This window comes from Micromonospora rifamycinica, from assembly GCF_900090265.1.
Lineage (GTDB): Bacteria > Actinomycetota > Actinomycetes > Mycobacteriales > Micromonosporaceae > Micromonospora > Micromonospora rifamycinica.
This window is the reverse complement of record NZ_LT607752.1, coordinates 5,874,288-5,895,945: the sequence shown is the minus strand read 5'-3', so window position 1 is coordinate 5,895,945 and position 21,658 is coordinate 5,874,288. Positions and strand designations below refer to the sequence as shown.

At 74.6% G+C, this 21,658-nt stretch carries 20 protein-coding genes; 4 read left to right on the top strand and 16 right to left on the bottom strand.

Features of this window, described 5'->3' with window-relative positions; translation table 11 throughout:
* The first annotated feature begins 142 nt into the window (after positions 1–142).
* Both GA0070623_RS24970 and rpsT read left to right on the top strand, forming a co-directional pair.
* Positions 143–1,165: a phosphotransferase family protein gene (locus tag GA0070623_RS24970; RefSeq protein ID WP_067311216.1), complete on the top strand. Its 1,023-nt coding sequence runs from the start codon at positions 143–145 to the stop codon at positions 1,163–1,165.
* 259 nt (positions 1,166–1,424) lie between these two features.
* The gene (gene rpsT / locus GA0070623_RS24965; RefSeq protein ID WP_067311213.1) at positions 1,425–1,691 is read left to right on the top strand and encodes a 30S ribosomal protein S20; all 267 of its coding nucleotides are present in this window, start codon (positions 1,425–1,427) and stop codon (positions 1,689–1,691) included.
* Between the two features lie 200 nt (positions 1,692–1,891).
* On the opposite strand, the gene GA0070623_RS24960 is transcribed toward rpsT, so the two are convergent.
* The 9 genes from GA0070623_RS24960 to pepN all read right to left on the bottom strand — a co-directional run bounded on the left by GA0070623_RS24960 (position 1,892) and on the right by pepN (position 12,249).
* Positions 1,892–2,326, bottom strand: a complete 435-nt coding sequence (locus tag GA0070623_RS24960; protein WP_231932541.1) for a hypothetical protein — start codon at positions 2,324–2,326, stop codon at positions 1,892–1,894.
* A gap of 71 nt (positions 2,327–2,397) precedes the next feature.
* On the bottom strand, positions 2,398–3,378 hold the full coding sequence (holA, locus tag GA0070623_RS24955) for a DNA polymerase III subunit delta (protein ID WP_067311210.1): 981 nt from the start codon (positions 3,376–3,378) through the stop codon (positions 2,398–2,400).
* Positions 3,379–3,515: 137 nt separating this feature from the next.
* On the bottom strand, positions 3,516–5,912 hold the full coding sequence (locus tag GA0070623_RS24950; RefSeq protein WP_067311208.1) for a ComEC/Rec2 family competence protein: 2,397 nt from the start codon (positions 5,910–5,912) through the stop codon (positions 3,516–3,518).
* A complete protein-coding gene (locus GA0070623_RS24945; RefSeq protein WP_089004176.1) occupies positions 5,909–6,856 on the bottom strand; it encodes a ComEA family DNA-binding protein in 948 nt (315 codons plus the stop codon). The genes GA0070623_RS24950 and GA0070623_RS24945 overlap by 4 nt, the downstream gene beginning before the upstream one ends.
* Positions 6,857–7,018: 162 nt before the next feature.
* Entirely contained in the window at positions 7,019–7,870 is an 852-nt protein-coding gene (locus GA0070623_RS24940) for a DegV family protein (RefSeq protein WP_067312504.1), read from the bottom strand.
* Between the two features lie 48 nt (positions 7,871–7,918).
* Positions 7,919–8,548, bottom strand: coding sequence for a histidine phosphatase family protein (locus GA0070623_RS24935; RefSeq protein ID WP_067312502.1), 630 nt, complete (start codon positions 8,546–8,548; stop codon positions 7,919–7,921).
* A complete protein-coding gene (rsfS, locus tag GA0070623_RS24930; RefSeq protein WP_067312500.1) occupies positions 8,545–8,949 on the bottom strand; it encodes a ribosome silencing factor in 405 nt (134 codons plus the stop codon). Before rsfS ends, GA0070623_RS24935 begins: the two co-directional genes overlap by 4 nt.
* A 77-nt stretch (positions 8,950–9,026) precedes the next feature.
* A complete protein-coding gene (gene nadD / locus GA0070623_RS24925) occupies positions 9,027–9,656 on the bottom strand; it encodes a nicotinate-nucleotide adenylyltransferase (RefSeq protein ID WP_067312498.1) in 630 nt (209 codons plus the stop codon).
* Positions 9,657–9,729: 73 nt separating this feature from the next.
* A complete protein-coding gene (pepN, locus tag GA0070623_RS24920) occupies positions 9,730–12,249 on the bottom strand; it encodes an aminopeptidase N (RefSeq protein WP_067312496.1) in 2,520 nt (839 codons plus the stop codon).
* 66 nt (positions 12,250–12,315) lie between these two features.
* Here pepN and GA0070623_RS24915 point away from each other — a divergent pair, with 66 nt between their 5' ends.
* A complete protein-coding gene (locus GA0070623_RS24915) occupies positions 12,316–12,534 on the top strand; it encodes a DUF397 domain-containing protein (RefSeq protein ID WP_067312494.1) in 219 nt (72 codons plus the stop codon).
* A 231-nt stretch (positions 12,535–12,765) separates the two neighbouring features.
* On the top strand, positions 12,766–14,016 hold the full coding sequence (locus GA0070623_RS24910; protein ID WP_067312489.1) for a cytochrome P450: 1,251 nt from the start codon (positions 12,766–12,768) through the stop codon (positions 14,014–14,016).
* 35 nt (positions 14,017–14,051) lie between these two features.
* On the opposite strand, the gene GA0070623_RS24905 is transcribed toward GA0070623_RS24910, so the two are convergent.
* The 7 genes from GA0070623_RS24905 to GA0070623_RS24875 all read right to left on the bottom strand — a co-directional run bounded on the left by GA0070623_RS24905 (position 14,052) and on the right by GA0070623_RS24875 (position 21,602).
* On the bottom strand, positions 14,052–14,501 hold the full coding sequence (locus GA0070623_RS24905; RefSeq protein WP_067312486.1) for a GNAT family N-acetyltransferase: 450 nt from the start codon (positions 14,499–14,501) through the stop codon (positions 14,052–14,054).
* A 70-nt stretch (positions 14,502–14,571) separates the two neighbouring features.
* Positions 14,572–16,047 carry a GTPase ObgE gene (gene obgE, locus GA0070623_RS24900; RefSeq protein WP_067312483.1) on the bottom strand — a complete coding sequence of 492 codons (1,476 nt, stop codon included), beginning with the start codon at positions 16,045–16,047 and terminating at the stop codon, positions 14,572–14,574.
* A gap of 157 nt (positions 16,048–16,204) precedes the next feature.
* A complete protein-coding gene (gene rpmA, locus GA0070623_RS24895) occupies positions 16,205–16,456 on the bottom strand; it encodes a 50S ribosomal protein L27 (RefSeq protein WP_067312480.1) in 252 nt (83 codons plus the stop codon).
* A gap of 11 nt (positions 16,457–16,467) precedes the next feature.
* Positions 16,468–16,782 (bottom strand): 50S ribosomal protein L21, encoded by a 315-nt coding sequence (rplU, locus tag GA0070623_RS24890; protein ID WP_067312477.1) that lies wholly within the window; start codon positions 16,780–16,782, stop codon positions 16,468–16,470.
* A 241-nt stretch (positions 16,783–17,023) separates the two neighbouring features.
* Positions 17,024–17,518, bottom strand: coding sequence for a hypothetical protein (locus GA0070623_RS24885; protein ID WP_067312474.1), 495 nt, complete (start codon positions 17,516–17,518; stop codon positions 17,024–17,026).
* Between the two features lie 120 nt (positions 17,519–17,638).
* The gene (locus GA0070623_RS24880) at positions 17,639–20,776 is read right to left on the bottom strand and encodes an Rne/Rng family ribonuclease (RefSeq protein WP_067312471.1); all 3,138 of its coding nucleotides are present in this window, start codon (positions 20,774–20,776) and stop codon (positions 17,639–17,641) included.
* Between the two features lie 130 nt (positions 20,777–20,906).
* Positions 20,907–21,602, bottom strand: a complete 696-nt coding sequence (locus tag GA0070623_RS24875) for a TIGR03936 family radical SAM-associated protein (RefSeq protein ID WP_231932540.1) — start codon at positions 21,600–21,602, stop codon at positions 20,907–20,909.
* Positions 21,603–21,658 lie beyond the last annotated feature (56 nt).

Sequence of the window (21,658 nt, the reverse complement as noted above, 5' to 3'; positions counted from 1 at the left end):
GAACCCCGCCCCGACCGGTCCCGTCCCACCCCGGGCCGTACCCACCCCATCCGGGTCGCGCCGGCCCTACCCGCGCCGGGTCGCGCCGGCCCTGCCCGCGCCGGCCCTGCCCGCGCCGGGCCGCAGCGGGCACGATGGTGGGGTGTCCGCCACCCTGCCGCCGTACCACCGGACCGCCGTGCGACCCGACTGGCGTGACCTGCCCGACGACCTCCGGCAGGCGGTCACCGCCCGACTCGGCGCGACGGTGGTCACCGCCCGGACCGCCACCGCGGGCTTCACCGGCGGCTTCGCCGCCGTGCTGGAGACGGCCACCGGTGAGCGGATCTTCGTCAAGGCCGCCGATCTGGCCCGCCAGCGCCACCTGGCCGACTGGTACGCCCGGGAGCTGGCCGTCCTGGACCGGTTGCCGGCCGGGTTGCCGGTCCCCCGGCCGCACTGGGCGCTCGCCGCGGCCGGCTGGTACGCGGTCGGCCTGGACGCCCTGGACGGGCGGACGCCCCGACTGCCCTGGGAACCGGCCGAGCTGACCGCCGTGCTCGACGGGTACGCCGAGGTCGCCGCCGCGCTGGCCGCCCCGCCGCCCGCGCTGACCGGGCTCGGCCTGCCCCGGCTGGCCGACCTGGCCCGCACCGACATCCTCTGGTGGGGTGAGGTGGCCGCCGGGCGCGAGCCGGTGCCCCCGCTCCCCCCGCCGGCCCGCCACCGGCTGCCCGAACTCGTCGCGCTGGAATCCCGGCTCCCCGGGTACGCGGCGGCCGCGTCCGGCCTGGTCCACGGCGACCTGCGGGTGGACAACGTGCTGCTGGACCCGGCCGGGCGGGCCTGGTTCTGCGACTGGAACTGGCTCTGCCACGGCCCGGCCTGGTTCGACCTGGCCGGCCTCCTGATCACCGGGTACGCCGCCGGGGTGGACCTGGACGCGGTCTTCGCCACCCACCCGGCAGCGGCCGGCGCTCCGCCCGACGCCCTGGACGTGACGCTGGCCGCGCTCGCCGGCTACTACCTCACCGCCGCCGGCCCGCCCCCGGTGGCTGGCACGTCACCGGGCGGGCAGGTCGCCGTCCCGGATCCGGCAGGGGCGTCCCCGCTGCTGTGGGCGCACCGGCGGTTCAGCGGGGAGCAGGCGCTCGGCTGGCTCGCCGCCCGCCAGGGCTGGCGCTGACCCACAGGGGGCGGCCCGGCGCCCACCGCCCGGGCCTCGGTGGCGCTGGCCCGGCGCTCACCGCCCGGGCCTCGGTGGCGCTGGCCCGGCGGCCTGGCGCTGGCCCGACAGGCCCTGGCGCTGGCCCACCGGCCGCCGGTGGGGGCGTTTTCACTTCCGCTCGGCGACCTGGTAGCCTGGGTTTTCGCGTGGCGATGACGCATGCTCGTCGCGCGCGGAAGTTGCAGACCAAACCGAGCTATCAAGACGAGGCTGTCGCGTGGCGAACATCAAGTCCCAGATCAAGCGCAACCGGCAGAACGAGAAGCGCCGGCTGCGTAACAAGTCGGTCAAGTCGTCGCTGAAGACCGCCATCCGGAAGTTCCACGAGGCTGCGGAGGCCGGTGACGCCGAGAAGGCCACCGCCCTGATGCGTGACGCCGCCCGCAAGCTCGACAAGGCCGCCAGCAAGGGCGTCATCCACGCCAACCAGGCGGCCAACCGGAAGTCGGCCATCTCGAAGCGCGTCGGCTCGCTCTCGGCCTGACCGAGCGACCCAGACCTGATCGTGAGCCCCGGAGCGCTGCTCCGGGGCTCACGGCCGTCCCCTCGGCCGGCGACCACCACCAACGCCGGCCTCCACACCGTCACCGGCATCATGACGGCGGTCGGTGACCATCGCCGATCGCCATCATCCCGCCGGCATTACCACCACGGTCGGTGACCATCGCCCTAGCCGGCGATCGATCACCACGACGGCCGGTGACCGCGCCGGGCACCCTCAGCGGTGCTGCCGGGAAGTGCGCGGGGGGCGGGGTCGGCCGGCTCCCACGGCGCACGCGCGGTGGTGAGCAGCACGCCGGGGCGGGTGGTCGGCACCCGGGCGCGGCCGATCACCGGCTCGACCTGCCGCCGGAACCGGTCCCGCTCCTGCTCCGGCACCAACGCCGCCGAGTGGATCACCCGCTCGGCGACGACGTCGTTGAGTTTCACCATGACGGCCACCGCCAGCGGCAGCACCGGGACGGCCCACCAGTTCACCAGCTCGGCCAGGGCGAGCAGCACCGCCAGCGCCACCGCGCCCTCGAAGAAGACGAAGCAGAGCACCCCACCAGGGTTGACGAAGCGCAGCCCGAGCAGCCGGGCGTAGAGCGGTCGGTAGCGCTGGTCGTCCGTCGGCACGGTCGACCACCCCCGCCGGCCGTGCCCGGTCACCGGACGGGCCAGGTCCGTCGGCGGGCGGGCGGGGCGGGTCACCGGGCGCTGCCCCGCCGGGCGGCAGCGACCGAGAAGACCGCCTTCTCCAGGGCGTACCCCCGGTCGTCGGCACCGCCCTTGACCGCCGCGTTGCACTCCGCCGCCGCCCGCATCGCCTCGACCAGCCCTTCCGGCGTCCAGCCCCGGGACCGTTGCTGGGCGTTCTTGACCTTCCAGGGGGGCATGCCGAGGCTGCTGGCCAGCTGGTAGGGGTCACCCCGGCCGGCGGCGGCGACCCGGGCCACCGTCCGGACCCCGTCGGCGAGGGCGTCGGCGATCGGCACCGGATCGACCCCGACGTGCAACGCCCAGCGCAGCGCCTCCAGCGCGGCCGGAACGTCGCCGATCATCGTGGCGTCGGCCACGGTGAAACCGCTCACCTCGACCCGGCCCCGGTAGTACCGGGCCACCGTCTCGGCACCGATCCTCCCGTCGGTGTCGGCGATCAGCTGTGAGCAGGCGGCAGCCAGTTCGCGCAGGTCGGCACCGACGGCGGCGATCAGCGCGTCGGCCGCGTCGTCGGTGCATCTACCCCCGCCCCGGCGGATCTCCTCGCGGACGAACGCCACCCGCTCGCGGTGCCCCTTCACCTTCGCCGCCGGGACGACCGTCGCACCGGCGGCGCGTAGCCCGTCCGCGAACGCCTTGCCCTTGCCCCCGCCCAGGTGCAGTGCCACCAGCTGGACGTCCGGGTCGGGGTTCCTGGCGTACCCGAGCAGCGCGGCGACCAGGTCCTTGCGGGCGTCCTGGGCGGACCGGAGCACCAGCACCCGCCGCCCACCGAACAACGACGGGCTGAGCATCTCGGCGATCTCACCGACTGTCAGCGCCCCGGCCTGGTACTCCCGGACGTCGACGTCCGGGTCGACGCTGCGGGCTTTCGCCACGGCTTCGGTCACCGCGCGCGTGGCGAGCAGCTCCTCGTCGCCGAGGACGAGCAGAATAGGAGCGAAGTCGACGCCGGTCACGTCGCCCATCTTGGCACGGCCGGCGACGGATCGTGCCTGCTCGACAGCGGCGGCGACGGCCCACCCCGCACTCAGCGCAAATATGGACATTTGCCTCTATTGTTGGTCTAGTGCCGCGATCCGCCGCAGGTCACTGCGGGTCGCCGTCATCGGCGACCCGGTGGCAGTCCCCGGCCGACCACCGCCAGTCGACCATCGGCCCGGCGCACCACCGCCACGTCGCCGTCGGTGTCGGTACGCAGCACCCGGGTACCCGACCGGGTGAGCCGGTCGAGGATCACCGCGCTGGGGTGTCCGTAGTCGTTGTCCGCCCCCACCGGCACCAGCGCCACCGTCGGCCGGACCGCGTCGAGGAAGGCCGGATCCTGATAGGCGCTGCCGTGGTGGGCCACCTTGAGCACCTCGGCCCGCAGCGCCTCCGGCGGGACCTGTTCCAGCAGCGCCCGCTGCTCCTCCGTCTCCGCGTCCCCGGAGAGCACGATCCGGACACCAGCCACCGTGGCCCGTAGCACCAGCGAGTTGTTGTTCGGGTCGGACCTGGTGCCCCGCAGGAGGTAGGGCGGACCGAGGACGACGAGGTCGACCCCTCCCGACCGGTACGACCAGCCGGCCGCCGGGACCACCCGCCGGGCCGTCCCGGCGGCGGCCGTCACCATCTCCCGACCCGCCACCGGCTCGACCATGGCCGGGGCGAGCACCATGGCCACCCGCCGCCCCCGGGCCACCCCGGCCACCCCACCGACGTGGTCGGCGTGGAAGTGGCTCACCACCAGCAACGGCACCTCGCGCACCCCGAGCCGGCGCAGGCAGCCGTCCACGGCCGACGGTTCCGGCCCGGCGTCCACCACCACCGCCCGGCCGGCTGCCTCCGGTAGCACGAGGGCGTCGCCCTGACCGACGGCGCACGCCACCACCACCCAGCCGTCCGGCGGCCAGCCGCCAGCGACCAACCGGACCGGAAGGACACCCAGCACCACCGCCACCGCCCCGACCGCCACCAGCCGACGGACCAGCGGACGGCGGACGGCCAGCAGCAGCCCCAGCGTCACCCCGGCCAGCAGCAACGCGCCCGGCACCCCACCCGGCCAGGGCAGGGTGCCCGCCGGCAGCCGGGCGCCGACCCGGGCCACGGTGACCAGCCACCACACCGGCCAGCTCGCCAGCCAGGCGGCGAACTCCGCCCCGGACGGCCACACCGGCGAGACGACCGCCGCCGCCACCCCGAGCACGGTGGCCGGGGCGATGGCCGGCACCACCAGCAGATTGGCCGGCACCGCCACCAGGCTCACCGTGCCCGAGATGCCCGCCACCACCGGCCCGCAGGCGAGCTGCGCCGCCGCCGGAACGGCGACCGCCTCGGCCAACCCGGCCGGTACGCCCCGGCGGCGCAGCCCGTCCCGCCAGCCGGGGGCGAGCAGCAGCAGTCCACCGGTGGCCAGGACGGACAGCGCGAAACCGGCGTCCCCGGCCAGCTCCGGATCGAGCAGCAGGAGTACGGCCACCGCCGCGGCCAACGCCGGTAGCGTCGCCCGGGGACGCCCGACGGCCAGCGCGGCCAGCCCGATCGCTCCCATGGTGGCCGCCCGGACCACGCTGGGCGAGGGGCGGACCAGGACGACGAAGCCGATCACGGCGAGCCCGCAGAGCACCGCCGCGAGCCGGGGACCAGCTCGGACCCACCGGGCCAGCAGCAGCACCGCACCGACCACGATCGCCACGTTCGCACCGGACACCGCGTTGAGGTGGGTCATCCCGGTGGCCCGGAAGTCCTCCTCCACGGTGGCCGGCAGGCGACTGGTGTCGCCGACGACCAGGCCGGGCAGCAGACCGCCCTGCTCGGGTGGGAGCGGCGCGCAGGCGGAGTGCAGACCGGCCCGGAGGGTGCCGGCGGCGCGTTGGAGCCAGGGCGGCGACCCGCGCCGGACCGGTGGACCGGTCACGGTCAGCACCGCAGCGGTGAGATCACCACCGCGGGACGACGCCAACCGGCCCTGCGCGGTCAGCCGCTGGCCGGGCAGCAGGCCCCGCCACGCCGGATCGGTGGCGAGCACCAGCAGGCGTACGGGCACCCGCAGGCGGTGGCCATCGGGGCCGGTGAGCGCGGTCGACTCGGCGGTGACGAGCAGGGTCGCCGGCCGGCCGGGTGCCCCGCGCACCGGGCGGGGATCGTCGCGGAGCACCAGGTCGGCGGTGACCCGGGCGCGGTCGTCGACCAGGGCGCGCACCGGGGCGGCGTCGCGGACGTGCAGGCGGGCCGCGGTGGCGGTGCCGCCGCAGACCACCCCGAGCAGCACGGCGACGGCGATCCAGCCGTACCGGCGGACCGGGGCGGCCGGGGTGCCCACGACCGCGAGCAGGTGCGCGGCGAACAGAGCGGCCAGGACGGCGGCGCCGAAAGCGAGCAGGACCGCCGTCGGGGCGGTGCGGGGCAGGCAGGTCAGCGCGGTCAGCCAGACCGCCACCGCCAGCCCGGCCAGCCGCAGGTCGAAAGCCCGGTCGGCGGTCGGCGTGCCGCCGGGCACCGGGCCGGGGCCGCCGGTCACACCGTCACCAGGTCCTTGAGCTGTTCGTACCGGGCGTCGCCGATCCCGTCGACCTGGCGCAGGTCGCCCACGCTGCGGAAGCCGCCCTGCTGGTCGCGGTGGGTGAGGATGCGTTGGGCGAGCACCGGGCCGACCCCGGGCAACGTGTCGAGCTGCGCCAACGTGGCGGAGTTGAGGTTGACCTTGCCGCTCGGCACTCCCCCGCCCGGCGCTGCCGCCGGGGCGGAGCCCTCCCCGGCCGCGCCTGGTGGTGCGGTGACCCCGACCAGGATCAGCTCCCCGTCGGCGACCTTCCGTGCCGGGTTGAGCAGTGCCACGTCCACCCCGGGCAGGGCACCGCCGGCCGCCTCGACCGCGTCGGCGACCCGTGCCCCCGCCGGCACCCGGACGAGCCCGGGGCGGCGGACCCTGCCGGCCACCGCCACCACCACCTCACCGGTGGGCTGCCCGGCCGGCCCCGGGACGGAACCGCCGGACGCCTCCGGCCCGGCCACGGTGGGCGTCGGGCGGACCGGTTCGGCCTGCGGTCGGGACCGCCAGGCCCAGAATCCCGCACCGAGCACCACGACCACCGCCACGGCAGCCAATGCCCGGACGCCGCGCCGTCCGGGGTCGAAGACCCCGGGGCCGGGCAGCCCGCCCCCCGGCACCGGATCGGCATCCGCGGTCAGAGCGGGCGGGCGGATCGCCAACCCGCCCACGTCATCGCCCAGCCCGCCCGGCCCGAGGGGCCGACCCGGGGACCAGCCAGGATCGGAGGGCCGACCCGGGGACCGGCCAGGATCGGAGGGCCGACCCGGGGACCGGCCAGGATCGGAGGGCCGACCCGGGGACCGGCCAGGGCCGGGTGGTTGACCCGGCGGCCCCGCCGTCCGCAGCGCCGACACCCCGTCGGTCAGCCGGTACAGCCGTCGCCGCACCATGGTCTCGTCATCCTCGGACACGGCGCGAGGCTAGGCCGGAGCACGGCACCCGGTCAGCCCAGCGGCGGCCGGCTGTGGACGACGGCGTCGGCTGTGGACGACCGCCTGATCATGGCCGAATCTGCTATGACGGACCCAGTGGGGACGGTCCGACCAGGTCGAACGACCGATGCCCGCCCGCGCTCAAATCGGCCGGCGGTGGACCACGACGCTGGCCAGGCCCGGCCCGGCGTGGGCGGCGACCACCGCGCCGGCCTCGGAGACGTACGTGTCGTGCAGGCGGTCACCGAGCCGGGCGCTGAGCGCCTCGACGAGGTGTTCCGCGCGGTGCGGGGCGGCGAGGTGGTGCACCCCGAGATCCACGTCTGCCTCGGCGGCGGCCTCGACCGCCAGGTCGATCAGGCGGGCCATCCCCCGGCTGGCGGTACGCACCTTGTCGCGTACCACGATCGTGCCGTCCGGCATGTGCATGATCGGCTTGACCGACAGGGCGGTGCCGAGCAGCGCCTCCGCCGCGTTGATCCGGCCGCCCCGACGCAGGAACTCCAGCGTGTCGACGTAGAAGTAGATGGTGGTCCGTTCGACGGCGGCCAACGCCGCGGCGCGTACCCCGGCCAGGTCGACGCCGGTCTCCGCGGCGGTGGCGGCGGCGAGCGCCGGGAACCCGAGCCCCATCCCGGTGGCCCGGCTGTCGACCACCGCGACCCGGTCACCGACCTCGGCGGCGGCCAGCCGGGCCGACTCCACCGTGCCGGACAGCTCGGCCGACAGGTGCACCGACACCACCCCGTCCGCCCCGTCGGCCAGCAGCCGCCGGTACGTCGTGACGAACTGCGCGGGTGACGGCCGGGACGTGCTCACCGAGACCCGCCGCCCGCCGAGTGCCCGGGTGGCGTCGGCGGGGAAGGTCTCCACCCCTTCCAGCCCTTCCGCGCCGTTGAGCACGACGGTCAGCGGCACCACGGTCAGCCGATGCGCCCGCGCCGGCTCGGGGGGCAGATAGGCGGTGGAGTCGGTGACGACCGCGACGGGCATGCCCGGCACGCTAGCCGATGCCGGGCAGGCCCGTCGCGGTCGGACGGGTCAGACCGGTTCGGGCTGCGCCGGCCGGCCGATCGGGCCGACGTTGTGGGCGCGCAGGTGCCAGCCCCGGACGTCGTTGCGCCGTAGTTCGGTCCAGTGGCAGTTGGCCAGCGAGCCGACGCTGCGCAGCACGGAGTGGTCCCAGTCGAGCAGCCGGCCGACGCCCTGCCGGGCCGCGCCGCCGTGGGTGGCGACCACGACCGTGCCGCCGTCGGCCAGCTCGGCGGCGGCCAGCAGCGCCTCGCCGACGCGCTTGCCGAGGTCGTCGAGGGGTTCGATGCCCGCTCCCGGATCCGGGTCACCGGCCCGCCAGCGGGCGTACTCGGTGGGGAACCGCTCGGCGGCGTCGGTCAGGGCGAGGCCCTGCCACTGCCCGAAGTGCCGTTCCCGCAGCCGGGCGTCGGGGCGTACCGGATGGCCGGTGAGCTGGGCGAGCGCGGCGGCGGTGTCGGCCGCACGGAGCAGGTCGGAGGCGACCACGACGTCCGGGCGCAGCGCCGCGAGCAGCGGCGCGGCGGTGCGGGCCTGCTCCCGGCCGAGGTCGTTGAGGGGTACGTCGGTCTGCCCCTGGACCCGGCCGGTGGCGTTCCAGTCGGTGTTGCCGTGCCGCCAGACGATCAGGCGGGTCATTCGGCGGCGGAACCGGCGGCCTCGGCGTCGACCAGGTCGCGGTCGACGAACGGGAGCTGGGGGCAGTCCTTCCAGAGCCGGTCGAGGGCGTAGAACTCGCGCTCCTCGGTGTGCTGGACGTGGACCACCATGTCGACGTAGTCGAGCAGCACCCAGCGGCCACCCCGCTCGCCCTCGCGGCGGAGCGGCTTGGCCTTCTCGGGCAGCTCCAGTAGACGCTCCTCGATGGCGTCGACGATGGCCATCACCTGGCGCTCGTTCGGGGCCGAGGCGACCAGGAACACGTCGGTGATGGCGAGCTGCTCGCCCACGTCGATGAGGACGATGTCCTGCGCCTTCTTGTCGGCCGCGGCCTGGGCGGCGGCCATCGCCAGCTCGTGAGCGCGTTCGGAAACTGTCACCGTTCTCCTTCGATCCACAGTGCGACCCGTCAAGCGTCTCACACCCGGCGCGGAGACGACTTGCCAGTTCTGGCCGCTTACTGGGGCGAAGTGGGAGTTACCGGGCGTGACTCCCGCTGGTAGAGCCGCCGTTTCGCGATGTACTGCACCACACCGTCGGGCACCAGATACCAGACCGGTTCCCCCCGGCCCACCCGGTCCCGGCAGTCGGTCGAGGAGATCGCCATCGCGGGCACCTGCACCAGGCTGACCGTGTCGGCGGGCAGGTGCTCGTCGGTCAGCGCGAAGCCGGGCCGGGTCACCCCGATGAAGTGGGCCAGCGCGAAGATCTCGTCCAGGTCCTTCCAGGAGAGGATCCGCTCCAGCGCGTCGGCCCCGGTGATGAAGTGCAGCTGCGCCGTCGGACCGTACTCGTGGTGCAGGTCACGCAGGGTGTCGACGGTGTAGGTGGGGCCGCCGCGGTCGATGTCGACCCGGCTGACCTGGAACCGGGGGTTGGAGGCGGTGGCGATCACCGTCATCAGGTAGCGGTCCTCGGCCGGGCTGACCGGGGTGTCCGCCTTCTGCCACGGCTGACCGGTCGGCACGAAGACCACCTCGTCCAGGCCGAACCGGTCCGCCACCTCGCTGGCCGCCACGAGGTGGCCGTGATGGATCGGGTCGAAGGTGCCGCCCATGATGCCGATCCGCCTGATCTCTTCCGCCACCCGATGATCGTAGGCCGCCTCCCGCCGCGCCCGGGCCGGGGCGGCCGTACCGCCGACCCGGGACGCCCGCCGGTCAGGCGGCGGCAGCGGCGGCCAGCTCCGTCCGGGCGGCCAGCGCGCGGCGCAGGTCGTCGGCGGCGTCGGTGACGGCCCGGCGCAACCCGGGGGTGAGGTCGTCCCGGGTGAGCAGGGTCGCGGCCGAGTCCAGGGTGGGTTGCGCCACGGCGTAGCGGGGGAAGGCCAGCCGGGCGACCTGTTCGGCCACCCACGCCGTACGCCGCCGGGCCGCCGCCGGCATCTCGGTGAAGTACCGGTCGACGTAGCTGGCGGTCAGCTCGGCCTGCTCCGGCTGCCAGAACCCCTCCGCCGCCGCCTCGACGAGCCGGTTGGACCGGCTGGTGTCCCGGGTGATGATCTCCCAGGCGGCGTCCTTCGCGGCCAGCTCGGGCCGGGCCGCCCGGCACAGCGTCGCCCGCTCGGCACCGGTGGCGCTGCGGTCGGCGGACGCCTCGGCGGCGATCTCGGCCTCGCCGGCCGCGCCCAGCACCACCAGCCGCCGCAGCAGCGACCAGCGCAGCTCGGCGTCGACGGCCAGCCCGGCGGGCACGTCCCGACCGACGAGCCAGCCGGCCAGCAGGTCGGCGTCGGCGGTGGCGGCGAGCAGCCCCCGGGCCGCGGCCAGTTGCAGCGAGCCGCCGGCCGGGGCGGTGGCGAGCAGGGCGGCGCAGGCCCCGGCGGTCCGCAGCAGCGCCGCGTCCCGGGCCGCCGGGTCGAGGTAACGGTCGATCAGGCTCCGGCTGCGGGCCAGCACGCTCTCGGCGATGGTGACCTCGGTCTCGGTGGGCAGGGCCACCGTGACCAGCGACACCACCGACGACACCGGCCGGTCGCCGTCGGTCGCGGCGTCCAGCGACTCCTCCCAGAGCAGGGCGCGGGCCAGCGGGTCGGCGAGTCCGGGCAGCACGGTGGCGACCGCGTCCGTCGACGCCGGGTCGAGCCGGATCTTGGCGAAGGTGAGGTCGCCGTCGTTGGGCAGCAGCAGCCCGCGAGCTGACCGGCCGGTCAGCTCGGGCAGCACGGTACGGCCCCGGTCGGCGTCCGGATCGAGATCGACCTCGATCCGCTCGACCGCGCCCTCGGGGGTGTACCGGCCCACGGCGATCCGGTGCGGGCGCAGCACCGGGTGCCCCTCCGGCGCGGTCTGCACCACCGCCACCGAGGTCCACCGGCCGTCGGCGTCCACCGAGGTCTCCGTCCGCAGCGTGTTGACCTGTGGTCGGCGCAGCCAGCGGTCGGCCCAGCCGGTGAGGTCCCGCCCGCTGGCGGCGCCGAGGTTGGCGAGCAGGTCGGCCAGGGTGGCGTTGCCGAAGCGGTGGGCGGCGAAGTGCCGGTTGAGCCCGGCCAGGAAGGCGTCGTCGCCGAGCCAGGCGACGAGCTGGCGGAGCACGCTGGCGCCCTTGGCGTACGAGATGCCGTCGAAGTTGAGCAGGGCCTGGGCCGCGTCGGCGACCTCCTCGGGGGCGACCGGGTGGGTGGACGGGCGCTGGTCGGCGGCGTACCCCCAGGCCTTGCGGCGGATCGCGAAGGTCGTCCAGGCCCGGTCGAACCGGGTCGCCTCGGCGGCGACCCGGGTGCCCAGGTACTCGGCGAAGGACTCGTTCAACCACAGGTCGTCCCACCACCGCATGGTGACCAGGTCACCGAACCACATGTGGGCCATCTCGTGGGCGATCGTGGTGGCCCGCTGCTCCCGCTGGGTGTCGGTGACCGCCGAGCGGAAGACGGCGTCGTCGCGGATGGTGACCAGGCCCGGGTTCTCCATCGCGCCGGCGTTGAGTTCCGGCACGAACGCCTGGTCGTACTTGGTGAACGGGTACCGCTCGGCGAAGAGCTGGTGGAAGCGGTCCAGGCACTGCCGGGTGACGGTGAGGATCTCGTCCAGGTCGGCGTCGAGGTGCGCGGCCAGCGACCGCCGGCAGTAGACGCCGAGCGGGACGCCGTCGTGGCTGTCCCGCCGGACGTGCCAGGGGCCGGCGATCAGCGAGACGAGGTAGCTGGCCAGCGGCGGGGTGGGGGCGAACTCCCAGCGGCCGGGGGCCGGGTTGCCGGCGAGCGGGCCGTTGCCGGCGACCGTCCAGTGTGGCGGTGCGGTCACCGCCAGGGTCACCGGGGCCTTGAGGTCGGGCTGGTCGAAGCAGGCGAAGATGCTCGGCGCCTCGTCCAGGAAGGACATCGCGTAGAGGTACGTCTCCCCGTCGGCCGGGTCGACGAAGCGGTGCATCCCCTCGCCGGTGTGGGAGTACGCCATCCGGCCGGTGACCGTGAGGGTGTTCTCCGCCGCCAGGCCGGTGAGCGGGAACCGGCCGTCGACGAGCGCCCCCGGGTCCAGTTCCCGGTCGTTGAGCCGTACCCCCTCCAGCAGGGCGGGCCGGACCTCGACGAAGGTCGCGGCGCCGGTGGTGGCCCGGAACCGGATGGTGGTCGTGGAACGGAAGCCGTCGTCGCCGTCGGTCAGCTCCAGGTCCACCTGATAGGACGCGACATCGATCAGCGCGCGACGCGCGGTCGCCTCTACACGGGTCAGGCTCGGCATCCGCTTATCCTGCCCGACGGGGAGCCGGCCGGGCTCCCCGATACGCGTGGCAATGGAGGATCAACAATGGGTCAGCACCCCAAGGGCGACTTCGACCTGTCCCGGGCGGTCTGGCAGCGAGCCGAGGGTGACACCTCCGACAGCGCGGTCGAGGTGGCTTTCGTGGACGACCTGATCGGGATGCGCAACTCGGCCGAGCCGGACGGTCCGGTGCTGGTCTTCACCCAGGCCGAGTGGGACGCGTTCGTCGCGGGCGCCCAGGACGGCGAGTTCGACCTGGACTGAGCGCCGGACGCCGGCCCCCGGGCAGGGCGACAACCACCTCCGCCCGGGGGCCGGCGCAAAGGCGGGCCGGGGGACAGACGGGCCGGGGACAGACGGGCCGGGGGGACAGACAGGCCGGGGGTTCCCGATCCGGGGTGTCAGGCGGGAATTATCCCCCCATACCCGGGTAGACCACCCACGGCCGACCCGTCGGCCGGGTCCGCCCACCGTCGCGCCCGTCAGGAGAGCCAGATGGCCACCACCACCCCGGCCGACCGCAGCCCGGAGAGCACGCTGGCGTTCCTGCGCGAGGGCTACCGGTTCATCAGCACCCGGTGCGAGCGCTACGGCAGCGACGTCTTCACCGCCCGGCTGATGCTGGAACCGACGATCTGCCTGCGCGGACGGCCCGCGGTGGAGCTCTTCTACGACGTCGAACGGTTCCGGCGGGCTGGAGCGGCGCCGAAGCGGGGACAGCGGACGCTGACCGGGGAGGGCGGCGTGCAGGGGCTGGACGGCCCGGGCCACGCCGACCGCAAGGCCATGTTCATGTCGATCATGACGCCCTCGGCCGTGCAGCGGCTCGGCCGGCTCTTCGCCGACGAATGGCGCACCCGGCTGGCCGGCTGGGCCGGCTCCGGGCCGCTGGTGCTGCGCGACGAGGTCGGCCCGATCATCATGCGGGCCGTCTGCGCCTGGGCCGGGGTGCCGCTGCCCCGCGGCGAGGTGGCCCGACGTACCGCGCAGATGCACGCCATGATCGACGGACCGGCCGCGCTGGGGCTGCGGCACTGGCGTGGCGTGTTCGCCCGCCGCCGGGCCGAGCGTTGGGCCGGTGACCTGGTGGAACGGGTCCGGACGGGCACCCTGACCGCACCGGCGGACAGCGCGCTCGCGGTGATCGCCGAACACCGGGACACCGAGGGTCGGCTGCTCCCCCGCCGGATCGCCGCGGTGGAACTGATCAACGTGCTACGGCCCACCGTGGCCGTCGACCGGTACGTGGTCTTCGCCGCCCTGGCCCTGCACGAGCATCCGGAGTGGCAGGAACGGGTCCGCGCCGGTGACGAGCCGACCGAGTGGTTCGTCCAGGAGGTACGCCGCTACTACCCGTTCTTCCCGGTCGCCACGGCCCGGGTCCGGCACTCCTTCGACTGGCAGGGCCACCACTTCCCGGCGGGCCGCCGGGTGCTGCTCGACCTGTACGGCACCAACCACCACCCACAGCTCTGGCCCGAACCGGAGCGGTTCCGCCCGGAGCGGTTCGCCGGCTGGCGCGACGATCCGTACGGCTTCGTGCCGCAGGGCGGCGGGTACCACCTGGGCGGGCACCGCTGCGCCGGGGAGTGGATCACGATCGAGCTGATGAAGCAGGCGGTGGGGGTGCTGACCGGGGCGATGGACTACCAGGTGCCGCCGCAGGACCTGCACCTGGACCTGACCCGGGTGCCGACGATGCCGCCCAGCGGCCTGGTGCTCACCGGCGTCCAGCGGACCGGCTGACCCGCACCGGGCAGGGCGCGGTGTCCGGCGACGGCTCAGGCCGCCACCGGCAGCCGCTTGGCGAAGCAGACGCTGTACGGGTTGCCGACGTACTCACCGTAGACCGGGATCGGCTGGTAGCCGCAGGAGGTGTAGAGGCCGATCGCCGCCGGCAGGTAGGTGCCCGTCTCCAGGCAGAGCACCGAGTGACCCCGGTGGAAGGCCAGGTCCTCCAGCGCGCTGAGCAACTGCCGGGCGAGCCCCCGCCCCCGGTACGCCGGGCGGACGTACATCCGCTTCACCTCGCCGGTGTCCGCGTCGATCCACTGGAGGCCGCCGCAGGCGACCACCCGGCCGCCGTCCACCACCACCAGATAGCGGATGCCGTCGTGGACCACCGTGGCCTGACCGTCCAGCCCGCCGTCGGCCGCGCGCAGCTCCCTCTGCTGGGCAGCGACCAGCGTGTCGACCTCCGGATCGGTGGCGGGACGGGGCTCGATCAGCATCAGCCCACGATAGGTCGGGTCCGTTTCGCGAAGGTTTCCAGGAAACGACCCGGACCCGACCGGTAAGGGGCTATCCCTCGTCCGGGGCGTCGCCGTCGGCGCCCAGGACGTCGTCGCCGTCGGCACCCACCAACTCGTCCTCGGGGCGCTGCCGGCGGGCCTTGCGGGCGGCCAGCCGCTCGGCCGCCGCCGGGCGCGACGACTTCTCCTCCAGCCGGACGTCGGTGCCCCGGTTGCCGGGGATGAAGTCGACCCCGGCGTACAGGGTCGGTTGCCAGTCGAACTCCCGCTCACCGATGCGGACCAGGTCGCCGGGGTGTGCGCCGGCCTTGGCCAGCTTCTCCTCCACGCCGAGCCGGGCCAGCCGGTCGGCGAGGAAGCCGACCGCCTCGTCGTTGTCGAAGTTCGTCTGCCGGACCCACCGCTCGGGCCGGGAGCCCCGCACGGTGAACGACCCGTCCGCCGCCGCCTCGATGGTGAAGCCGGCGTCGTCGACCGCCTTGGGACGGATCACGATCCGGGTCGGCTCGGCCGGCGGCGCGGCCCGGCGGGACTCGTCGACCAGCTCCGCCATCGCGTACGTCAGCTCCTTGAGCCCCACCCGGGTGGCCGCCGAGACGTCGAACACCCGGAAACCACGTGCTTCGAGATCGGGGCGGACGATGTCGGCGAGGTCCTGGCCGTCCGGCACGTCGACCTTGTTCAGCGCCACCAGCCGGGGCCGGTCGGCCAGCCCGCCGTACTCGGCCAGCTCGGCCTCGATGGTGTCGATGTCGGCCAGCGGATCCCGGCCCGGCTCCAGGGTCGCCGTGTCGACCACGTGCACCAGCACCGCGCACCGCTCGACGTGGCGGAGGAACTCCAGGCCCAGCCCCTTGCCGGTGGCCGCCCCCGGGATCAGACCCGGCACGTCGGCGACGGTGAAGGTGTGGTTGTCCACCCGGACCACGCCCAGGTTGGGCACCAGCGTGGTGAACGGGTAGTCGGCGATCTTCGGCTTGGCGGCGGAGATCACCGAGATCAGCGACGACTTCCCGGCCGACGGGAAGCCCACCAGGCCGACGTCGGCGACGCTCTTGAGCTCCAGCACCACGTCCAGCTGGTCGCCGGGCTCCCCCAGTTCGGCGAAGCCGGGCGCCTTGCGCCGGGAGTTGGCCAGTGAGGCGTTCCCCCGGCCACCACGCCCACCCCGGGCCGCCTCGAAGGTGGTGCCCGCGCCGACCAGATCGGCCAGCACCGTGCCGTCGAGGGTCTGCACGACGGTGCCGTTGGGCACCTTGATCAGCAGGTCGTGGCCGTTCGCGCCGTCCCGGTTCGAGCCGGCGCCGCCCTTGCCGTTCTCGGCCTTCAGGTGCGGGCGGAAGTGGAAGTCCAGCAGCGTGGTCACCTGCGGGTCGACCACCAGGGAGACACTGCCGCCGTGCCCGCCGTCGCCCCCGTCCGGGCCGCCGAAGGGCTTGAACTTCTCCCGGTGGATGGAGACACAGCCGTGCCCGCCGTCGCCGGCCTGCATGTGCAGGACGACCCGGTCAACGAACGTCGTCACGACGCCAATCCTTCCAGCGGAGTCACGCTCCGCACCTGAAAACACCCCACCCGGGGTCACCCGGCGGGGCAGGAGCACCCGCCGGCGGGAACACCCCGCGCGGGAAACGGCGAAGCGGGCCGGGACCTCCAGGTCCGCGGCCCGCTTCGCTGTCGAGCTACTGCGGCACGATGCTGACGGTCTTACGACCCCGCTTGGTGCCGAACTGGACCGCACCGGCGGCCAGCGCGAACAGCGTGTCGTCGCCGCCGCGGCCGACCAGGTCGCCGGGGTGGAACTTGGTGCCACGCTGCCGGATGATGATCTCACCCGCGCCGACGACCTGACCACCGAAGCGCTTCACGCCGAGTCGCTGGGCCGCGGAGTCACGGCCGTTACGCGAGCTGGACGCACCCTTTTTGTGAGCCATTGGAGGACGACCTACTTCCCGCTGGAGATGCCGGTCACCTTGACCTGGGTCAACGGCTGGCGGTGACCCTGGCGCTTGTGGTAGCCGGTCTTGTTCTTGAACTTGTGGATCCGGATCTTCGGGCCCTTGGTGTGCGCGGCGATCTCGCCGGACACCGCGACCTTGGCGAGCTTCGCCGCATCGGTCACCAGGTCGTCACCGTCGACGAGGAGCACCGCGGTGAGCTTCACCGCGTCACCGGGGGCACCGGTGAGCTTCTCGACCTCGATCACGTCGCCCTCGGCGACCTTGTACTGCTTGCCGCCGGTCTTGACGATCGCGTACATCGGAGGCGGACTCCCTGTCGTTGAGGCTGCTGGCGGTCGTTCCCATAGCAACTTGCCGGGTAGCTGTGACACCGGCAGCGCGGGCACGCGGGAACTCGGCACACCAGAGTGTGCCGCAGGAAAGAGTACGCCATCCCCCACCCGCCGCCCAAACCGACCCCCGGTGGACCGGGCCACCTCCCCCGGCCGACGGGACCTCCCGGCGGACGCCGCCCGCCGGTCGGGCGGACCCGGACCGCCGTCAGCGGGCGCAGAGCTGGTCCAGCCGCTGCTGGAGCCGGTCCAGCTCGGTCTCGTCGATCGAGTCGACGTCGGTGCCGAGCCGACCGAGCTCGGTGGCCAGCTCGGTCAGCAGGGTCTTCAGCTGGGGATCGGTGGCCAGGCCGGACTGCTGCCGCAACACCGTCCGCCAGGTGGTCAACGCCGCCTCGGCCCGCTTCCGGGCGGCGTCCGCCGCCGTGCTGTCGTTCGCGCCGACCGCCGCGATCATCCTGCCGAGTTCCTCGACGTAGGTGCGGACGGCGGTGGTCGAGGCGGCCTCGGCGACGCCGCACACCTGCGGTCCGTTGCCACCCGCCGGTGAACCGCTCACCACCGCGGACGGGACCACGCTGGCAGGGGCCACCGTGCCGGTCGGCCGGTCGGCCGGGGCCGACCCGTCGCTCCGGTCGGCCGAACAGCCGGCACCGGCCAGCAGGGCGGTGGTCAGCACGAGGGCGACGGGCAGGCGGCGCATGTTCTTCTCCTAGCCGGGGGTGCGGCGATCGTATCGCCGGTCACCCGCACGGCAGGACCCCTCCCACCCGCCGCGGTACGCGGTGGGAGGGGTCCGGTGGCACGTGGTGGGGTCAGCCCGTCACGGACGGGTCCGGCGGCGGGCGCCACCCCGGCGGGAGCGCCGCCGGCCGGTGCCGCCCTCCCCACCGTCGTCGTCCCCGTCGTGCTCGCCGACCGCGTCCGGGTCGTCCGCCCCGGCGAGCCGGGCCGACTCGCCGGCCGGAGCGTCGGCCACCGCCGGGGCGGGCGACGTCGGCGTCTCGTACCGGGACAGGTCGTAGCCCATGGTGTCGTCGTAGCCGGCGTCGGCCGCCGGTGCGGTGACCGCGACGTCGGTGGGGTCGGTCGTCTCGACCGCCGCCCGCTCCGCCGTGGCCGCCTTGCGGGCCCGCCGCCGCGACGACGCGCTGGCCGCCGGCTCGGCCGCCGGGGTGGTCACCGTCGAGGCGACCGCCTTGACCCGCTCGCCCGCGCCGGTCGCGGCACGCGGCTTCTCCGGCACCGGCTCGGTGTGGATGACCAGGCCACGGCCCTTGCAGCACTCGCAGGGCTCGCTGAACGCCTCCAGCAGGCCGGCGCCGATCCGCTTGCGGGTCATCTGCACCAGGCCGAGCGAGGTGATCTCGGTCACCTGGTGCTTGGTCCGGTCCCGGCCCAGGCACTCGGTGAGCCGGCGCAGCACCAGCTCACGGTTGGACTCCAACACCATGTCGATGAAGTCGATCACCACGATGCCGCCGATGTCGCGCAGCCGGAGCTGACGGACGATCTCCTCGGCCGCCTCCAGGTTGTTGCGGGTGACCGTCTCCTCCAGGTTGCCGCCGGAGCCGGTGTACTTGCCGGTGTTGACGTCGATGACGGTCATCGCCTCGGTACGGTCGATCACCAGCGAGCCACCGGAGGGCAGGAAGACCTTGCGGTCCAGCCCCTTGATGATCTGCTCGTCGATCCGGTACTCGGTGAACACGTCGGCGGTGCCGACGTACCGGCGCACCCGGTCGACCAGGTCCGGCGAGACGTGCGACAGGTACGACTCGACCATGCCGTACGACTGCTCGCCCTCGATCACCAACTCGCGGAAGTCCTCGTTGAACAGGTCCCGGACCACCCGGATCACCAGGTCGGGCTCCTCGTACAGCAGCACCGGGGCACCGCCGGCGGTCGCCTTGGCCTGGATGTCCTCCCACTGGGCCTGCAGGCGCTTGACGTCCCGGGCCAGCTCGTCCTCGCTGGCCCCCTCGGCGGCGGTCCGGACGATCACGCCCGCGCCGTCGGGGACCAGCTTCTTGAGCACGTCACGCAGCCGCTTGCGCTCGGTGTCGGGCAGCTTGCGGCTGATCCCGGAGGCGTTGCCGTTGGGCACGTAGACCAGGTGCCGGCCGGAGAGCGCCACGTGGCTGGTCAACCGGGCGCCCTTGTGCCCGATCGGGTCCTTGGTGACCTGGACCAGCACCGAGTCGCCGGAGCGCAGCGCCTGCTCGATCGAGCGGGACCGCCCCTCCAGGCCGCTGGTGTCCCAGTTGACCTCACCGGCGTACAGGACGGCGTTGCGTCCCCGCCCGACGTCGACGAAGGCCGCCTCCATGCTGGGCAGGACGTTCTGTACCTTCCCCAGGTAGACGTTGCCGGCCATGGTGCCGGAGGAGTTGCGGGTGACGTAGTGCTCGACCAGGACGCCGTCCTCCAGGACGGCGATCTGGGTGCGGTCGCCGCGCTGGCGGACCGCCATCACCCGGTCGACCGCCTCCCGGCGGGCCAGGAACTCCGACTCGCTCAGGATCGGCGGGCGGGTCCGGCGCTGCTCCCGACCGTCCCGGCGACGCTGGCGCTTGGCCTCCAGCCGGGTCGAGCCGGAGACGCCCTGCACCTCGTCGACGGCCTTGCGGGGTTCCCGGATCTTCACCACCGTGGGCACGCCGTCGTCGGCGCTGCCCTCGGCGTCCCCGGCGCCCCGACGGCGACGCCGCCGCCGACGACGGGTCAACCCGTCGCCCTCGCCCTCACCCTCGTCCTCGGAGTCGTCGCCCTCGGCCTCGGCCGCGGCCGGCTCCTCGGTCTCGTCCTCGTCGGTGTCGTCCGCGCCGCCCTTGCCCCGGCCCCGGCCCCGGCGACCCCGGCGACGACGGCGACGCGCGGCGGCCGACTCGTCGTCCTCGTCCTCGCTCTCGTCGTCGACGCCCTCCTCGGCCTCGCCGGTCGGCTCCTCCTCGACGACCTCGACGACCTCGGCCGGCTCGGCCTCACGGCGGGCACGGCGACGCCGCCGCCCGGTCTCGACGGGCTCCTCGACGGGCTCCTCGACGACCGGGCCGGGCTCGACCACCCGGAAGGTGGGCAGCTCCTCCGGCTGCGGGGCCATGAAGAGCACCGTCGGCGCGGCGATCGCGGCCCGTCGCCGCCGGGTCCGCGGCTGCGGCTCGGCCGGCTCCACCGGCTCGTCGGCGGCCGGCACGGCGACACCGGGCGGCACCTCCCCGGTCGGCTGGTCGGCCTCCTCGACGGGCTCCTCCACCGCCTGGTCGACGACGGTCGGCTCGGTCGGGGCCGCCGCCTCCACGGCCGGCTCCTCCGCTGCGGCGGACGGCCCCGGCGCGGCGGGAACCTCGGCGGTCGACACCCGGCGGGTGGCCCGGCGGCTGCCGGTGACCCGGCCGGTCGGCACCTCGGCCGGTGGGAGCGACGCGGTCGGCACCTCGGCCGGCGGGAGCGACGCGGTCGGCACCTCGACGGGCGGCTCGGTCGCCGCCGGCGGGGCGGCCTTCTTACGCCGGGTACGGGTCGCCTTGACCGGTGCCACCAGGTCGGCGGCGCCCTCCTCCACCCCGTCGGCGACGACCGGCTCCTCGACCGCCTTCGCCGGGGTGGCCTTGCGGCGACGCCGGGTGGTCTTCGGCGCGGCGTCGAGTTCACCGGCGACCGGGACGATCACCTCGGCCTGCTGCGACTCGTCGGTCGCCGAGGCGGCGCTGTCGGAGGCCTCGGCGGGCGCCCCGGTCAGCTCCGGCTGACTCAGTGGCGCGACCCGTCGGCGGGTGGTCCGCCGCCGGGTCGGTGCCGCCGGGGCCTCCTCGGCAGGTGCCGCGGCACCCTCGCCGGGCGACGTGGCGGCCGGCGGTGCGCCGCCCGCACCCGGACCGCCGTCGATGGTGGTGTCGGCGGTGTCGCCGGCCGGCTGGGAACCGGTCCGTTCGCCGCCCTCGGGCTCGTTCTCGAGCATGGACGTTCTCCAGTTCTGGCGGCCCCGGGCGCGGGTGAGCGCTGCCACGCAGGATCGCCGCAAAGTGTTTCCGCCGGGCGCGCGACGTGCGCGACCGCCGAAGTCTGCCTGCCAGAACCCTGACCGACGGTCAGCGTTCTCCGATGGCTGCCCCGTCGCGGTCCGCTTCCAACGGATCCACGATCGCACCCTGCGCGGTCAACGTGCCCTGCGCCAGCCGGATCACCCTCGGGGAGACCGGCGGCTCCAGGGCGGCCACCACGCGGAGGCCGGAAAGGACGTCATCGGGTCGTACGGACGGGGTGACCTGCCGTACGACCAGTTCGAGTATCGCACACGACGAGTCCGTCGCCCCGGAAGGCGTCTCCACCGGAGGCAGCACATCGATGTACGCCACCGCCGCCCGCGCGTCGAACGTCCGTCGGCCCTGCTTGGTCATCCGCTCGACCTGCACCTCCTCGGCGGACAGGAAGGCGGAAACCGCCCGTCCCGCCTCCGCCGGGTCGACCCCGGGCAGCTCGATCCGCCAGGACGACGCCTCGATCCGCTCGGCCAGACTCCCCCCGGCGGCGACCACCACCTCCAGCACGTCGAGGCCGGGCGACAGGGCCGCGTCGAGGGCGAGCCGTAGCTGCTCCGGGTCGACCACCGCCTGGAGGCCGACCTCCAGGTACTCCGCCTCGCTGGCGACCCCGGTGGGGGCGGCACTGGCGTAGGAGATCTTCGGGTGCGGGGTGAAGCCCTGGGAGAAGGCCACCGGCACGGCGGCCCGGCGCAGGGCGCGCTCGAAGGCACGGGCGAAGTCCCGGTGGGAGGTGAACCGCAACGGCCCGCGCTTGGCGTACCGGATCCGGACACGCTGGACGACCGGCGCCTGCCCGC

What these genes read in the sequence shown, in the direction of transcription:
- holA (WP_067311210.1), bottom strand. Translation starts at nt 3,378, where the DNA reads ATGGGCGACGTGACCGGCGTCGACTTCGCTCCTATTCTGCTCGTCCTC.
- GA0070623_RS24940 (WP_067312504.1), bottom strand. Translation starts at nt 7,870, where the DNA reads ATGCCCGTCGCGGTCGTCACCGACTCCACCGCCTATCTGCCCCCCGAG.
- GA0070623_RS24935 (WP_067312502.1), bottom strand. Translation starts at nt 8,548, where the DNA reads ATGACCCGCCTGATCGTCTGGCGGCACGGCAACACCGACTGGAACGCC.
- pepN (WP_067312496.1), bottom strand. Translation starts at nt 12,249, where the DNA reads ATGCCGAGCCTGACCCGTGTAGAGGCGACCGCGCGTCGCGCGCTGATC.
- GA0070623_RS24915 (WP_067312494.1), top strand. Translation starts at nt 12,316, where the DNA reads ATGGGTCAGCACCCCAAGGGCGACTTCGACCTGTCCCGGGCGGTCTGG.
- GA0070623_RS24910 (WP_067312489.1), top strand. Translation starts at nt 12,766, where the DNA reads ATGGCCACCACCACCCCGGCCGACCGCAGCCCGGAGAGCACGCTGGCG.
- GA0070623_RS24905 (WP_067312486.1), bottom strand. Translation starts at nt 14,501, where the DNA reads ATGCTGATCGAGCCCCGTCCCGCCACCGATCCGGAGGTCGACACGCTG.
- rpmA (WP_067312480.1), bottom strand. Translation starts at nt 16,456, where the DNA reads ATGGCTCACAAAAAGGGTGCGTCCAGCTCGCGTAACGGCCGTGACTCC.
- rplU (WP_067312477.1), bottom strand. Translation starts at nt 16,782, where the DNA reads ATGTACGCGATCGTCAAGACCGGCGGCAAGCAGTACAAGGTCGCCGAG.
- GA0070623_RS24885 (WP_067312474.1), bottom strand. Translation starts at nt 17,518, where the DNA reads ATGCGCCGCCTGCCCGTCGCCCTCGTGCTGACCACCGCCCTGCTGGCC.
- GA0070623_RS24880 (WP_067312471.1), bottom strand. Translation starts at nt 20,776, where the DNA reads ATGCTCGAGAACGAGCCCGAGGGCGGCGAACGGACCGGTTCCCAGCCG.